Genomic DNA, 13933 nt, shown 5'->3' on the forward strand with positions numbered 1-13933 from the left:
CAACTCACCACGGAGCCGCTCCACATCCCCCAGCTTCACACCTGAAGAATGCCCACCAACAGGCAAGATCACCCAACGTAACGAAGCACTACTAGGAGTCGTCTTCAGAGGTCAGATCCAGAGCAGGATCGAGACGATGGTGGCGGTGGCCCGGCAGGGCTCGCGGGTCTTGTCGTAGCGGGCGGTGAGGCGGTGACGAGCTCTCCCGGGCCGGACGGAATCAGCGGTGATGAGGTGGCAGGCACGGTCTTCCGTTGCGATAGGCAGGGACTCGAAATCTCATGACCACTCGGGAGCCGGTCTTCGGAGCGCCTCCGCCCTGCTGAGCGGACACCCGTAATTTCGTGGTGGCTTGTCGGACCCACTGGCTAGAGTCGCGCCGTGACTCCGGAGATCAGCTACGTTGTCGGCGACGCCATCGCACCACAGGGCGAAGGCCCGAAGATCATTGCGCACGTCTGCAACGACGCGGGTGGCTGGGGCAAGGGCTTCGTGCTGCCGCTCGCCCGACGCTGGCCGCAGACCAGGACCGCGTACAAGACCTGGTATCGCGATCGGGACACCAGCGGTTTCGCGCTCGGCGCGGTGCAGTTCGTGCCCGTCGAGAACGGCCTCCTCGTCGCCAACATGATCGGCCAGCACGGCTACCGCCCCAGCAGCACCCCACCCGTCAGGTACGAAGCCATCGGCCGCGCCCTCGCCGCCGTCGCCGACCGTGCGCTGCAACTCCATGCCTCGGTGCACATGCCTCGGATCGGTTGCGGACTCGCGGGCGGCCGGTGGGAACTGGTCGAGCCGCTCATCGTGGAGCAACTGACCCTGCGTGGAGTGCCCGTCACGGTCTACGACTCGGCCTGACGGCGGCCGGCAGTTCCCGAGGCTCCCTGACACCGCGCAGTGGCCCAGCCCCCGTGACGGTCCGGGCCCTGCGGCGACCGATTCGTACGGTCGGCGGGCGTTGCCGCAGGATCACGTGATCAAGCCGGACGGATCCTCGGAACGACACCGCCCTGGGGCGATGCCGGCCTCGTTGTTATGCCCGCTCGCGGCCAGGACCACCACACCGATGACCAGACCCAGCACATCGACGGCCAGTCCCCGCTTCCTGCCGGGCGTCTTCTTCTTCGCGTCCGGTCCCGTCATCTCCTTCGGCGCCCCGGCCGCCGCACGGACGGACCAGGGGTCGTCTTCAAAGGTGGTCAAGTGTTGGGGGATCATGTCGTTCGTGGTTCGTCGTCATGAGCCTTCGGATGCCGAGTGGGCTGTGCTGTCGCGGTTTCTGCCGGGTTCGGGGACTACAGGGCGTCCCCGATCGGATGATCGGGTGGTGCTGAACGGGATCGTGTGGAAGCTGCGGACCGGTTCGGCCCGCGCATCGGACCGGGACGTCCGCGCACCCGACCCGCTCACGTGATCGCCGACAAGGGCCACAGCTCCCGCAGGATCCGCGCCTACCTGCGCGGACGCGGCATCCGCCGCACCACTCCCGAACGCGCCGACCAGGTCCTGGGCCGGCTGAACCGGGGCCGGCGCGGCGGACGCCCGCCCGTGTTCGACCGGGCGGCCTACCGTCTGCGCAACGTCGTCGAGCGCTGCTTCAACCGGCTCAAGCAGTGGCGCGGCCCGGCCACCCGCTACGACAGGACCCGCGAGTCCTACCGGGCCACCGTCACCATCGCCGCGATCCTGCGCTGGATCTGACCTTTGAAGACCACTCCCGGGTCCGGCCGGTTCGGGCTAGCGGCCGCCGGCTCCGGGCGGGGTGCGCAGTTCGCTGTCGGTGATGCCGCCGGGGCACTCGCGGGTCCGGCCCCAGCCGGCCAGGTCGGCTCCGGCGCGGTAGGCGGACTCCAGGAACTCCAGGACGGTGTGCCAGGGGTCGGCGGCCGCGCGGGCCTCGTCGTACGTCAGCAGGGCGAGGTGGCTGCCGCGGTTGGGGGTCCAGCGGGCGGCGTCGGGGCGCAGCGGGCGGGCGTCGAGGCCGGCCGGTTCGGGGGCGGTGTAGGAGTAGAAGGCGGGGGCGGGGACGTTGTCGTCGCCGAACCAGAAGCCGGCGCTGATGACTTCGCGGGAGTACGCCTCGCGGGTGACGCTGTCGGCGGCGGGCTGGTCGACCTCGCGGTCGGAGAAGCGGGTGACGGCGAGGTCGAAGGTGTGCCAGAAGTGGTGCACGGGGCTGGTCTTGCCGGAGTACCCGGCGGCGTACTCCTCGAGCAGCAGGGCGACCTGGCTCAGGACGTGCCAGTAGGTGGTGACGGCGGCCGGGTCGTAGCTGCGGTGCTCGTGGTCGTCGGCGAACGGGCGGTGCGCGTCGGGCAGGTCGTAGGGGTAGGGGTGCTCGGGGACGACGTCGATGTCGAGGTGGACGAGGGCGCGCAGGGTGTCGCGGTAGAAGTCGCCGACGGAGCGCCCGGCGAGCGGGAAGGAGTCCTCGGCGCCGTCGAGGGTGCGGACGTACAGGCGGTGGTCGGTGAAGTCGAAGTCGATGGTGAAGGCGTCGCCGCCGCGGGTCGGGCCGGTGGGGCGGGTGGTGATGCCGCGCCCGGTGAGGTGGAAGGGGACGTTCCACCAGTGGTTGCGGCGGGCGCTGCCGGCCAGCCGGATCTTGCCGACGACCTGGGCGAAGCGGTGCAGCGTCTCCTTGGTGTCCCGCCAGGACTCCAGGGGCAGGGGCGGGAACAGCTCCATGGTGGGCTCCGGCGTGGGGAGGGGTCGGGGGTCGCCGCCCATCCTCGCCGCCGCCGTCCGCCGCTCCGGGTGCGACGCGCCAGGGTGGGGCGCGGCTGCTCCGCCCGGGTGCCGCGGCGGGGCCGGTCAGCGCGCCCGCGGGGTCGGTCAGCGCGCCGGCAGGGGCAGCGCAGCGGCGGGGACAGCGCGGCGGCGGCGAGGGCGACCGCTTCGGCGGCGGTGGCGTTGCGTTCGTCCTCGGTGCGGTGCGGGGCGGTGGCCATGTCGCGGAGTGCAGTGCGGGCCCGGAGCGGGGTTCGGTTCCCGGCGGCCGGGGCGGGGTTCAGTTCCCGGCGGCCGTCTGTCGACGCACCGTCTCGCGCAGTCGGCGGCGGCGTTCGGCGGCCCGGCGGCGTTCGTCCTCGTCGGCCGCGGTGATGTCGAGGAAGACCTGGTCGATGTCGGGGCAGGTCGTCCTGATCCGCTGCTTGAGCCCGACGCAGAGCTCCTCGACCCCGCTGCTGTCCAGGCCGTCGACCAGGTCGATCCGGGCGGCCAACAGGGCGGAGCCGGGGCCGAGTTGCATGGTCAGCAGCCGGGTCACGGTGTCGACCTCGGGCCGTTCGGTGAGCACGTCCAGCGCCTTCTGCTGGACGGCCGGGTCGACGGCCCGGCCGACCAGCCGGTCCTTGGCGTCACGGCCGAGCCGGTAGGCGACGTACATCAGCAGCGCCGCGATGGCCAGGGCCGCGCCCGCCTCCCACTGCGGCCGGCCGGTCCACTGGTGCAGGCCGGCGCCGGCCAGGGCGAGCAGGACGCCGAGCACCGCGGCCGCGTCCTCCGCGAACACCGTCCGCACCGTGGGGTCGTCGCCGCGGCGCAGCTGTGCCGCCAGTCCGCGGCCGGCCCGCCGGGCCTGGCGGCGCACCTGGAGCGCGGCCCGGGCCAGCGAGGCGCCCTCGGCAAGCAGCGACACCAGCAGCACCAGGTAGACGACCAGGTAGCCGCCGGTCTCCTCGGCCTCCGGGTGCAGCAGGGTGTGCAGGCCCTGGTAGGCGGAGAAGCAGCCGCCGGTGACGAAGATGCCGACGGCGGCGAGCATCGACCAGAAGAACCGCTCCTTGCCGTAGCCGAAGGGGTGGCGGGCGTCGGGCCGGCGGCGGCTGCGGCTCAGCGAGGCGAGCAGGAACACCTCGTTGAGGCTGTCGGCGACCGAGTGCGCCGCTTCCGACAGCAGGGCGGGTGAGGCGGCGACCAGGCCGCCCGCGATCTTCGCCAGCGCGATCAGCAGGTTGGCCAGCAGGGCGACCAGCACCGTCCGCGTGGTCTCGCCGTCGTCCCCCGGGCCGTCCGTCCGTGCCGTCCGCGCGCCGCGCGTTTCGTCCTTCGTCATGCCCCGCCGTGTGCCCCGGGCCCGGTGGCGCAACCGTCCCGGCCGGGCGGGCGGACTTTTCCTTGCCCGCAGGGGAGTTGAACACTCCGGCGCGGGCACCCGGCGGACATGACGTACACGGACGCACGACGAACGGGTGCCGGACGAACGGGTGCCGGACGAACGGGCGGGTCGCGGTCGGCGTGGCCGCGGGCGGTGGCGGTGGCGGTGCTGAGCGGGGCGGCCTGGAGCGCCGTCACGTACCTGGTGAACAGCAGGTCGTGGCCGGTCGCGATCGTCTCGGGCGTGTTCTGCACCCTGTTGTTCCTGCCGCTCTTCCACTGGGCGTACCGCCGCCGGGCCAGGAGGCTGGGCCTGCGGGACGCCTCCGACCTGGTGGAGCTGAACCGCGCCGTCAAGGAGGAGCGGATCCCCGAGGACCCGGCGCAGCTGGCGGCGCTGCGCACGCTGATCCGGGCCGACCGGAAGCAGCGGCGGCGGGCCTGGTGGATGTGGGTGGTGATCTGCGGGTCCGAACTGTGGCTGGCGGCCTCCTCCTGGGCGCGGCACGGCCCGCTGGTGGGGGCGCTCGTCCTGCTGTTCCTGCTGTGCTGGATCCCGACGCTGTTCGTCCTCGACCGTCGGCAGCGGGACCGGCTGCGCAGGCTGGAGTCCCGGCTCGACGGATGAACGGGCGGGCACCGGGCCGGGCGGGCACCGGGCCGGGTGGTCCGGTGCCCGGGTGGTCCGGTGCCCGGGGCGGGCTCAGTCGCGTCCGGTGCCGGTGCCGTTCGGCAGGACGTAGCGCTGCGGCGCCATCAGGGTGTCGCGCCAGGAGAGCGCGTCCACCACGGCGGTGTGCGCCTCGGCCGGGGCGAGTGTGCAGCCCTGGCCCACTACGGCCGTCAACTCCTCGTTCTGCCAGGTTACTTCGACGTCCTTGACGTCCAGGACGGTGCGCAGCCGGTCGGCGAGGGCGTCCAGGTCGACCCAGTTGCCGCCGACCTGCTGCCAGCGGCCCTTCTCGCGGCGGCCGACGGGCAGGTGGCTGAGGGCGGCGAGTTCGCCGTCGGGGCCGAGGGTGACGTTGCGCCGTCCGGCGAGGTCGATCAGGCGGAGCAGGGCGCGGGCGAAGTGCTCGGTCTCCTCGCGGTCGAGGACGTCGGGGTGGGCGTGCAGGCTGATCTCCAGGCAGCCGCTGGTCCGCCAGATGTTGATCATCAGCCGGGTGGGGAGCGGTTCGGTGGGGTACCAGCTGAGGTCGGGGTCGGCGGCGGGGTCGGGGCGCAGCGCGGCGATCTCCTCGGGGACGGTGCCGCTGACGTCGTTGAGCACGACGTCCCGCACGAAGCGGGCGCCGCGGCCGAGCGAGGAGTCGTCGAGGATCTGCCAGAGCCGCTCGGTCTCGAAGGTGGCGTGCCAGTAGCCGGAGAGCGCCTGGGCCTGGGTGCGGCCGATCAGGGTGTCGAGGTCGGGGCAGTCGGTGTCCAGGACGAGCAGGGCGTCCTGGGCGAGGGTGCCGATGTGTTCGGCGAGGACGGCGCGGTGGCGGTTGGCGGACAGCGCGGCCATCACCACGGTGGTGCGGGCCGCGCGGTGGGCCGCGAGGGCGGCGTAACAGGCGGTCAGGACGGCGGACTTGGAGCTTCCGGTGCGCCGGACGGCCCGTTCCAGGGCGGCGGCGCCGGCCGGGGTGCGGATGCCGAGGGTGTGCAGCAGGTTCTCGCCGGAGCGGACCCGGTCGTCGGCGAAGACGGCGGAGGGTTCCTCCGCCAGGATGCGCTCCCAGTGGCGCAGGGCGGCGCGGCCGCGGCGCTGCCCGCTCGCGGAGCGCTCCTGGCCGGCGACCTCGATCGGGGTGGGCCCGGCGGCCGACGGCAGGGCGGCGCCGGCGGTCAGGGCCATCCACTCCTTGAACAGCAGGCCGGTTGCCACGCCGTCGAGTTGGGCGTGGCTGACGACCACGGCGAGCAGCGCGGGGCGGCCGTCGCGGGTGAGCAGGCCGAGCCGGAGCGGGAACTCGGCGGTGAGGTCGAACGGGTGGCAGCGCTCGTCCCAGCCGAACGCCTCGGCGCGGGCGGTGGCGTCCTCGTCCGGGTCGAGTGCGATCACCTGGACGGTGAACTCGCCTTCCTGGAGCTGGCGTTGGGTCGTTGGGAGTCGGCCGTCGGCGGCCCCGGGGAAGACCGTGCGCAGGGCGGCGTGCCGTTCGGCGAGGGTGCGCAGGGCGGCGAGGCAGCGGTCCTGGTCGGCGCCGTCGGGGATGATCCAGGTCGCCTGCTTGTTCAGCGAGGAGGGTTCGTTCCGCTCCCGGGAGGGCTGTTCGTTGCGCAGGCAGCGGAGCACGTTGTCCTGGCCGAGGGTGACCGGCCCTTCGGCCCCGGGCGCCTCGGCCCGGTAGCGCAGCACGGTGGGTCGCGCGTCCGACATGGCGTCAGTCCCCCTTCAGGGCGGTGCCGACGGGCTCGGGCCAGTCGGCGGGGCGGGCGCCGTGGGTGTGCAGCAGGGCGAGGGCGATCCGGTCGAGGCCGAAGGCGGTGCAGGCGGTGTGGCCGGTCGTGCCGTCGGCGGTGAAGTCGAAGACCTCGCCGAAGTGGTCCTTGTGGATGTTGGCGGAGGCGATCGCCTGGACCAGCCCGTCGGCCACCGGGACGCGCAGCTCGAACTTCAACTCCTGGGCGCGCTGGGCGGATTGGTAGAGCTTGCGGCCGCCGCCGAAGAACGGGTCGTCGGCGAGTTCGACCGCGGGCTTGAGGCCGAGGCCGTCCAGCCAGTCGGCGACCTTCCGCAGCCAGTGCTCGCGCCACTGCTGGCAGTGCCCGGCGGTGCCCGCGGTGACGAGTTCGGCCATCCGGAAGCTGCGCAGCCGCCCGGGTTCGGCGGTGGCCTCCTGCCGGAAGCACTGCGCCTCGACGCTGTAGCGGACGGGCTCGGCGAGCTCCCGGCCGGCCAGGCCGGCGTACACCGGGTAGCAGGCGGCGGGCAGCAGCACCAGGTCGGAGATCTCCTGCCGGGCGTGCCAGGGGCCGGACTCGGCGATCAGCGGGGAGAGCCGGCGCCAGTCGGCGGCGCTGCCGGTGTAGCTGTGCACGGTGCCGAGCAACTGCGGGAAGGAGGCGGCGAATCCGGCGCGTTCGATGGTGGCGCGGGAGATCACCGGCGGGACGACCAGCCGTTCGAAGGGCTCGTCGGCGGCCAGCCGGGCGATCGAGTCGCGCAGCGCGCCGAGCAGCTTCTCGTAGGCGGCGGGCTGGAGTTGGACGCCGGGCGCGGCGGTGGGCAGCGGGGTGGCGTCGTCGGGGTGGCGGGTGCTCATGGGCGCTGTTGCCTCAGTCAGGGTCGGGGCCGGCGGACGGCGGTGCGGCGGGTCGCGTGGGGTCCGGGTAGCGGCGCAGGCGCGGCCGGAGCGGACGGGTGCCGGTGCGGGCGACGGCGGCCCGGTAGCCGGGGGGTGCGGGCAGGTCGTGGACGGTGCACGGGCCGAGCGGGCCGTGCATCCGGTGCGGGTCGGGCAGGTCGGACGGGTCGGACGGGCCGGGCAGGTCGGGCAGGTCGGGCAGGTCGTACGGGCCGGACGGGTCGTACGGGCCGCCGGGCGGTCCGGCGTGGGTGCGCAGCCCGTCGGCGAGGCGTCCGCCGTGGGCCTTGGTGTACGCCTCCTTGCGGGTCCAGCGGAGGGTGAACTCCGCTGCCCCGCAGGCGGATTCGTCCTGCGGGTAGTAGCGGGCGGCGAGCCGGGCGGCGGCCCGGTCGGCGGGAACGGGCTCCAGGTCGACGCCGATGCTGTCGTCCCCCTCCTCCCGGTGGTGCACGGCGAACAGCGCCCAGGGCCCGGCGGTGCTCAGGTTGACGCTCAACTCGCCTCGCAGGCCGTCGGGTTCGGGGCGTCCGTGCGGGCCGCGGCGCCAGCGGATCCGTTCCGGCGGCAGGCCGGCGGCCTCGGCGGTGAGCAGCCGGGCGACGGCGTGCGCGGTGACGAAGCGGTGGCGCTGCGGGCCCTCGGGGTGGCGGGCGGCGCGGGCGCGTTCCTCCCGGTCGAGCAGGGCGGGGGCCCAGGGCGGCCGGAGGTCGGTGCGGATCAGCCAGACGTCGGTCACCGGGCGGGCTCCGCGGCCGCCCAGTGGGCGAGGTCGATCCGGCCGGTCTCCGGTTCGCGGTCGGCGAGCGCGAGCGGCCGCTCCGCGTACCGGGGGTCGGCGAGGACGTCGGCGAGCGCGGCCCAGCCGCCGGTGTACGGGGTGCCGGGGCGGGCCGTGCGGGTCGGCCGGCCGTCGGAGGTCCGGCCGTCGGGGGTCCGGGCGCCGGCCGCGCCCGGTCCGAGCAGCAGCAGCGCGTCCTCGGGCAGCTGGGCGCACAACTCCTCGAGCGCGCCGTCGAGTTGCTCCTCGGTCGTACCGGTTCTGCTGTCGGTGCCGAGCAGCGGCCGGCCGCCGCCGTCGGCCTCCCAGAGCAGGGCGGCGGCGGAGTGCCGGTCGGGGAGCCGGGCGGGGCGGTGCGGGCGGTGGTGCAGGTCGGCCTGTTCGACGGCGATCAGCAGGGCACGCCGGGCGCCCGCGGTGCGGGCGTAGGCGTCGGCGATCAGCAGGGCGCTGAACGCGGCGCCGGCGCCCTCGTCGCAGATCGCGAAGGACAGCGGTGCACCCGGACAGGAGTCGGCGAGGCGCAGCGCGACGGCCTGCCCGGGGCGGACGTCGGGCAGCGCGTACACCAGGACCAGCAGGTCGACCGGGCGGGCCGGGTCGGTCAGGGCACGGACGGCGTGTTCGGCCAGCGCGTCGTAGGAGTGCCCGCGGGCTCCGGCCAGCGCGTCCTCGTCGAGCTCGACCCCGTACGGGCGGGCCAGGTCGGCGGTGAAGGTGCGCAGGTCGGGGTCGGCGGCGAGCGGGGAGTGGCCGGGCAGGTCGAGGGCGTGGGCGGCGGTCAGGCGCAGCGGGGAGGCGGTGCGCGGCAGGGTGGTGGCGGGGAGCGGTCCGCGGACGCGCACGGTCGTCAGTCCTCGGCGATCACGTGTCCGGCGACGAAGCCCGCGAGGGTGCCGACCGAGCGGAGGTCCTCCGGGTCGATGCCCTCGACGTCGATCTGCACGTCGAGGTGGTCCTCCAGTTCGAGGATGAGTTCCAGGGTGGCGGCGGAGGTCAGGCCGACCTCGTCGAACAGGCAGGCGTTCTCGCCGACTTCGGGCAGTTCGCGCTTGAGCACCCGGGGCAGCAGCAGCAGGATCCCGTCGAGGGCGCGGCCGCGCAGCTCGGGGTCGACCGCGGCGGCGTCGGCATCGTTCTCGGGCAGGGTGGACAGGACGGAGTCGGTCATGGCGATCCCCTGGTCTGGCCGGCGCCCCGGCGGCGGCCGGGGTGCGGGCGGGTGGATTGGAAGGCGGCGTGGCACGGCACGACACGGCGCAGCACGGCACGGCGCAGCACGGCACGGCACGGCACGACGGAGCGGAGCGCGGCGCAGGGCCGTGCCGGGTGCCGGTGGGCGTCAGTGCTGGAGCACCATGGCGGCGAAGGTCGCGCCGATCCCGGACGCGGCGACCAGGTAGCGGTCACCGCGGCGGAGCAGGCCGCGGGTGGTGGCGGTGTGGTGGTTGAGCAGGATGTCGGCGGCGAAGCTGTGCCCCACCGCCGGGACGTTGTCCAGCACCACGCGTTCGAGCGGGAACCCGGTCGCGCGGCAGATCCGTTGCCAGGAGACCCGGTTGACGTTGTGCGGGAGCAGCAGCCGGACGGAGTCCCAGCTCTCGCCGGCCTCCTCCAGTGCGGCTTCCATCACGGCCACCATCAGCTCCGGGTAGCTGCGCTGGTAGCGCTGCATGAGTTCCGGATCCTCGGCGAGCCGCCCGTCGAACTCGCCGCGCTGGTCGACCGCGTAGGACAGCACGCGGTCGCGTTCGCCTCCGGCCCGCACCAGGCAGGCCGCCGCCCCTTCGCCGAAGAGGGCGGTCTCCGGGACGATGCGGGCGTCCCGGGTGAAGGTCTTCTCGCCCGCCAGGATCAGCGCCGTCGCCCCGGGGTCGGGATCTGCCGCCAGCAGCCGACCGGCCACGTCCAGGGCCAGCAGGGAGCCGGCGCAGGCGTGGTGGGTGATGGTGAAGGCACGGGCGTGCGTCAGCCCCAGACGGCCGAGCGCGTCGTGCAGCGGGTTGTGCGGGTAGGGCGCCGCGATCGGCAGGCTGCGCGCGTGCAGCACGTACTTCACGCGGTGTTCGTTTCCGCGCAGCGGGGCCAGGGCCTTCGCTGCGGCGGTGAGCAGATCGGCCAGGTCGCCGTCGGGGTCCACCCCGACCTGGTCCAGGCCGTGGAAGCGGCGGAACAGTTTGACCTGACGGTCCGTCAGTCCCAGGCGCTCACCGACCAGTTCGATCGGTTCGGCGAGGGGTGGCAGGTGGACGGCGACTGCCTCCAGAGCGGTCACGCGGGCTAGTATTCCGTCGCCTCACCGGCCCGCACAAGGGATCGCCGACGCTTCCTTCGCGATTTCCCCCTGTGGTCTGTACCACTCCTCCCTCGTCTGTCCACGACCCGTACGGGCCCGCGGCCGGTGCCGCCCCGATCCGTCGTACACCCACCCTCCCGAGGAGGACACCCGTGCCCGAAACCGTGCCCGGAGCCGTGCCCGCAACCGTCCCCGCCGCCCCCGCCGCCCCCGCCGCTCCCCCGCTGCGCCTGCTGGTCGTGGTGCCGCCGCTGGCCGGGCACCTGCTGCCGGCCCGGGCGCTGGCCGCGGCCTGGTCCGCGCGCGGGCACGAGGTGGCCTGGGTGGGGCCGGAGGCGGCGCTGCGGCCGCTGCTCGGGCCGGACGCGCTGGTGCACCCGACCGGCGCCCGGCTGTTCCGCGAGCAGGCGGCGGGCGGGGCGGCGGCGGTGCGTTCGCTGTGGGAGGGCTTCGTGGTGCCGCACACCCGGTTCACCCTGGGGGCGGTGCGGCGGGCGGTCGAGCGGTGGCGGCCGGACGTGGTGCTGGCCGACCAGCACAGCCCGGCGGGTGCGCTGGCCGCGCACGGCGCGGGGGTGCCGTGGGCGGGTTTCGCGCCGTCCTCGCTGGAGACCGGCGATCCGCTGGGCGGCGACGGCGAGTTGGCGGCCTGGCGGGACGGGGTGCTGCGCGGCCTGTGGGAGCGGGCCGGGCTGCCGGCCGCCGAGTACGCCGACCCGCGGTTCTCCCCCGGCCTGGTGCTGGCCCCGAGCTGCGCCGAACTGCTCGGCCTGGACCGGGGGGCCGTCCCCGCCGAGTACGCGCTGGTCGGGCCGCTGCTCGACCGGCGGCCCGGGGAACCGTTCCCCTGGGCGGAGTTGGCCCCGGGCCGGCGCCGGGTGCTGGTCACCATGGGCACGCTGTCCGCCGGGGTGGCGGGCGGCTTCCTCGAGCGGGCGGCCGCCGCGCTGGCCGGACTCCCGGACGTGCAGGCGGTGGTGGCGGCCCCCGGGGAGGTCCGGCTGCCGCCGGGGGCGATCGGCCGCGAGCGCGTTCCGGTGCTGGAACTGCTTGAGCGCGGGGCGGTGGACGCCGTACTGTGCCACGGCGGGATGAACACCGTCGGTGAATCCCTCGTCCACGGGCGGCCGTTGGTGGTCGCCCCGATCCGCCACGACCAGCCGGTGACCGCCGGGCGGCTGGCCGCGCTGGGCGCGGCCGTCCGGGTCGACTTCGCCACCGCCGGGCCCGAGCAACTGCGTTCGGCGCTGCGCGCCGTCCTCGACGACCCCGGGTACCGCTCGGCCGCCGAACTGCTGGGGCGCCAACTCCGGGACGGCGGCGGCGCGGTGGCGGCGGTCGAGCGGCTGGAGCGGTTCGCGCGCACACCGCGCTGAACCCGCCCCGCCAGCTGGTCCAGACCATTGCCGGGAGGCCGGGCCGGGCCCTAGGGTCCGTCCTCGAACCCCCGCCTCCGATCCCCTGCCTCCGATCCCCCGTTTTCGAACCCCCGCCTTCGAACCTCGCCTTCGAACGCCCGCCCCGCCGCTCCGCCGAGCGGCCGTCCGGTACCACCGGCACCCGTCCGGCATCCGTCCGGCATCCATCCGCACCCATCCGCACCCACCCACCGACCACAGGAGTCCGGGTTGATCGTGACCAAGGGGCTGCGCAAGTCCTTCCAGCCCCGCCGCGGCGCCGCCGCCGTCGACGCGGTGCGCGGCATCGACCTGAACGTCGCGGAGGGCGAGATCTACGGCCTCCTCGGCCCGAACGGCGCAGGCAAGACCACCACGCTGCGCATGCTCGCCACCTTGCTCGCCCCCGACGGCGGCGCCGCCACCGTGGCCGGCGCCGACCTGCGCGCCGAGCCCGGCGAGGTCCGCCGCCGGATCGGCTACGTCGCCCAGGGCGGCGGCACCACCGACCAGGCCACCGCCCGCGAGGAGCTGGTCCTGCAGGCCCGGATGTACGGCGTCCGCAAGGCCGAGGCCGTCCGGCGCGCCGAACAGGGCCTGGCCGCCTTCGACCTGACCGAGTTCGGCGACCGGGTCTGCAAGACGTACTCGGGCGGCCAGCGCCGCCGCCTCGACCTGGCGCTGGGCGTCGTGCACCGCCCCCGGGTGCTGTTCCTGGACGAGCCGACCGTCGGCCTCGACCCGCGCAGCCGCTCCCAGGTGTGGGCCGAGGTGCGCCGCCTGCGCGAACAGGGCATGACGGTGCTGCTGACCACCCACTACCTGGACGAGGCCGACGCCCTGTGCGACCGGATCGGCATCGTCGACAACGGCGGCATCATCACCGAGGGCACCCCCGAGGAGCTCAAGCAGAAGATCTCCGGCGACTCCGTCACCATCGGCCTGCCCGACGCGGAGGCCACCGCCGGGGCCGAGCGCGCCCTCGCCGAACTCCCGTGCGTCCAGCGCCTGGAGGCACTGCCCGGCGAGGACGGGCTGCGCCTGCACGTGGACTCCGCGGCCACCGCGATCCCGCAGCTGCTGCGCACCCTGGCCGCCTCCGGCATCGAACCGGAGCACGTCCAGCTGCAACGCCCCAGCCTGGACGACGTGTTCCTGGCCCTGACCGGCCGCGCGCTGGTCCACAGCGGCTGACCACCCCCTCCCCCTTCGGCACCGAAGCCCTTGACGCCCCCGAGGTCCCCGTGAAGCTCGCCCGCGACACCTGGCTGGTCTACCAGCGCCAACTGCTCCTGATGGCCCGCTCCCCCATATGGATCGCCGTCGGACTGCTCCAACCCCTGTGCTACCTGCTGCTGTTCGCCCCGCTGCTGACCTCCGCGCTGGCCGCGTCCGGCGCGCACAGCACCGCGGACGCCTACCGGATCTACGTGCCCGGCCTGCTGTCCGCGCTGGCCCTGATGGGCGGCCTGTTCACCGGCTTCACGCTGCTGGGCGAGCTGCACGCGGGCGTGATCGAGCGCTCCCGGGTGACGCCGGTCAGCCGGGTCGCCCTGCTGCTGGGCCGGGCGCTGCGGGAGACCACGGCGCTGCTGATCCAGTCGGCGCTGATCGCCGTGCTGGCGATCCCGTTCGGCCTGACGGTGGGCCTGGCCGACCTGCTGCTGGCGATGGCGCTGCTGGGGCTGATGGCGCTGATGGCGTCCTCGGTCTCCTACGGCCTGGCCCTGCTGGTGCCCACCGACGCCGCGCTCGGCCCGGTGGTCAACACCATCGCGCAGCCGCTGGCGCTGCTCTCCGGCACCCTGCTGCCGATCGCGCTGGCCCCGGTCTGGCTGCGCACCGCCGCGTCCTGGAACCCCTGCTACTGGGCGGTGGAGGGCATGCGCGCCCTGTTCGCCGGCCACCTGGACGCGCCCGAGGTGTGGCGCGGACTGCTGCTGACCGGCCTGCTGACGGCCGTCGCGGTGGCCTGGTCGGCCCGGCTGTTCGCCCAGCGGATCCGCTGACTCGGCGGCGCGCGGTCGGGCGCACGGCTGAGCGGGGCCCGGCACTCCTGCCG

The 13933-nt window shown here is 74.7% G+C and carries 14 protein-coding genes and 2 pseudogenes; 7 read left to right on the forward strand and 9 right to left on the reverse strand.

All coding sequences use genetic code 11. The features are described from left to right. Window positions 1–381: 381 nt before the first annotated feature. Window positions 382–858: a macro domain-containing protein gene (locus ACFUEL_RS21075; protein WP_380237963.1), complete on the forward strand. Its 477-nt coding sequence runs from the start codon at window positions 382–384 to the stop codon at window positions 856–858. A gap of 156 nt (window positions 859–1014) precedes the next feature. Here the strand turns inward: ACFUEL_RS21075 and ACFUEL_RS21080 are convergent. Further along, a pseudogene (locus ACFUEL_RS21080) lies at window positions 1015–1185 on the reverse strand (IS5/IS1182 family transposase); the annotation flags it as partial. A 31-nt stretch (window positions 1186–1216) separates the two neighbouring features. On the opposite strand from ACFUEL_RS21080, the gene ACFUEL_RS21085 reads away from it, so the two are divergent. Together ACFUEL_RS21085 and ACFUEL_RS21090 are read left to right on the forward strand one after the other, a co-directional pair. Further along, window positions 1217–1414 carry a transposase gene (locus tag ACFUEL_RS21085; protein ID WP_380237965.1) on the forward strand — a complete coding sequence of 66 codons (198 nt, stop codon included), beginning with the start codon at window positions 1217–1219 and terminating at the stop codon, window positions 1412–1414. Then, window positions 1369–1701, forward strand: a pseudogene (locus ACFUEL_RS21090) (transposase); the annotation flags it as partial. The gene ACFUEL_RS21085 and the pseudogene ACFUEL_RS21090, both read left to right, overlap by 46 nt. 36 nt (window positions 1702–1737) lie before the next feature. On the opposite strand, the gene ACFUEL_RS21095 reads toward ACFUEL_RS21090, so the two are convergent. Further along, entirely contained in the window at window positions 1738–2688 is a 951-nt protein-coding gene (locus ACFUEL_RS21095; RefSeq protein WP_380237967.1) for a DUF5996 family protein, read from the reverse strand. A gap of 322 nt (window positions 2689–3010) precedes the next feature. Then, a complete protein-coding gene (locus ACFUEL_RS21100; RefSeq protein ID WP_380237968.1) occupies window positions 3011–4060 on the reverse strand; it encodes a cation diffusion facilitator family transporter in 1050 nt (349 codons plus the stop codon). Between the two features lie 201 nt (window positions 4061–4261). On the opposite strand from ACFUEL_RS21100, the gene ACFUEL_RS21105 reads away from it, so the two are divergent. Next, window positions 4262–4729 carry a hypothetical protein gene (locus ACFUEL_RS21105; protein ID WP_380237969.1) on the forward strand — a complete coding sequence of 156 codons (468 nt, stop codon included), beginning with the start codon at window positions 4262–4264 and terminating at the stop codon, window positions 4727–4729. A gap of 75 nt (window positions 4730–4804) precedes the next feature. Here the strand turns inward: ACFUEL_RS21105 and ACFUEL_RS21110 are convergent, their stop codons facing one another. The 6 genes from ACFUEL_RS21110 to ACFUEL_RS21135 all read right to left on the reverse strand — a co-directional run bounded on the left by ACFUEL_RS21110 (window position 4805) and on the right by ACFUEL_RS21135 (window position 10453). Next, a complete protein-coding gene (locus tag ACFUEL_RS21110; RefSeq protein WP_380237970.1) occupies window positions 4805–6469 on the reverse strand; it encodes a condensation domain-containing protein in 1665 nt (554 codons plus the stop codon). Between the two features lie 4 nt (window positions 6470–6473). After that, complete coding sequence (locus ACFUEL_RS21115; RefSeq protein ID WP_380237971.1) at window positions 6474–7355, reverse strand: hypothetical protein; 882 nt, start codon at window positions 7353–7355, stop codon at window positions 6474–6476. A gap of 13 nt (window positions 7356–7368) precedes the next feature. Then, complete coding sequence (locus ACFUEL_RS21120) at window positions 7369–8136, reverse strand: 4'-phosphopantetheinyl transferase family protein (protein ID WP_380237973.1); 768 nt, start codon at window positions 8134–8136, stop codon at window positions 7369–7371. Beyond that, a complete protein-coding gene (locus ACFUEL_RS21125) occupies window positions 8133–9023 on the reverse strand; it encodes a hypothetical protein (RefSeq protein ID WP_380237974.1) in 891 nt (296 codons plus the stop codon). The genes ACFUEL_RS21120 and ACFUEL_RS21125 overlap by 4 nt, the downstream gene beginning before the upstream one ends. Window positions 9024–9028: 5 nt before the next feature. Beyond that, entirely contained in the window at window positions 9029–9349 is a 321-nt protein-coding gene (locus tag ACFUEL_RS21130) for an acyl carrier protein (protein ID WP_380237975.1), read from the reverse strand. A gap of 171 nt (window positions 9350–9520) precedes the next feature. After that, window positions 9521–10453 (reverse strand): 3-oxoacyl-[acyl-carrier-protein] synthase III C-terminal domain-containing protein, encoded by a 933-nt coding sequence (locus tag ACFUEL_RS21135; protein WP_380237977.1) that lies wholly within the window; start codon window positions 10451–10453, stop codon window positions 9521–9523. A 173-nt stretch (window positions 10454–10626) separates the two neighbouring features. On the opposite strand from ACFUEL_RS21135, the gene ACFUEL_RS21140 reads away from it, so the two are divergent. The 3 genes from ACFUEL_RS21140 (at window position 10627) to ACFUEL_RS21150 (ending at window position 13880) form a co-directional block, all read left to right on the forward strand. Then, window positions 10627–11850, forward strand: a complete 1224-nt coding sequence (locus ACFUEL_RS21140) for a glycosyltransferase (protein ID WP_380237978.1) — start codon at window positions 10627–10629, stop codon at window positions 11848–11850. Window positions 11851–12108: 258 nt separating this feature from the next. Then, window positions 12109–13065: an ATP-binding cassette domain-containing protein gene (locus tag ACFUEL_RS21145; RefSeq protein ID WP_380237980.1), complete on the forward strand. Its 957-nt coding sequence runs from the start codon at window positions 12109–12111 to the stop codon at window positions 13063–13065. Between the two features lie 50 nt (window positions 13066–13115). After that, window positions 13116–13880 carry an ABC transporter permease gene (locus ACFUEL_RS21150; protein WP_380237979.1) on the forward strand — a complete coding sequence of 255 codons (765 nt, stop codon included), beginning with the start codon at window positions 13116–13118 and terminating at the stop codon, window positions 13878–13880. Window positions 13881–13933: the final 53 nt, after the last annotated feature.

Origin of the sequence: Kitasatospora sp. NPDC057198, assembly GCF_042670125.1 — a bacterium.
GTDB lineage: Bacteria > Actinomycetota > Actinomycetes > Streptomycetales > Streptomycetaceae > Kitasatospora.

Coding starts and splice junctions, on each gene's coding strand:
- ACFUEL_RS21085 (WP_380237965.1), top strand. CDS start 1,217: ATGTCGTTCGTGGTTCGTCGTCATGAGCCTTCGGATGCCGAGTGGGCT.
- ACFUEL_RS21095 (WP_380237967.1), bottom strand. CDS start 2,688: ATGGAGCTGTTCCCGCCCCTGCCCCTGGAGTCCTGGCGGGACACCAAG.
- ACFUEL_RS21100 (WP_380237968.1), bottom strand. CDS start 4,060: ATGACGAAGGACGAAACGCGCGGCGCGCGGACGGCACGGACGGACGGC.
- ACFUEL_RS21110 (WP_380237970.1), bottom strand. CDS start 6,469: ATGTCGGACGCGCGACCCACCGTGCTGCGCTACCGGGCCGAGGCGCCC.
- ACFUEL_RS21115 (WP_380237971.1), bottom strand. CDS start 7,355: ATGAGCACCCGCCACCCCGACGACGCCACCCCGCTGCCCACCGCCGCG.
- ACFUEL_RS21130 (WP_380237975.1), bottom strand. CDS start 9,349: ATGACCGACTCCGTCCTGTCCACCCTGCCCGAGAACGATGCCGACGCC.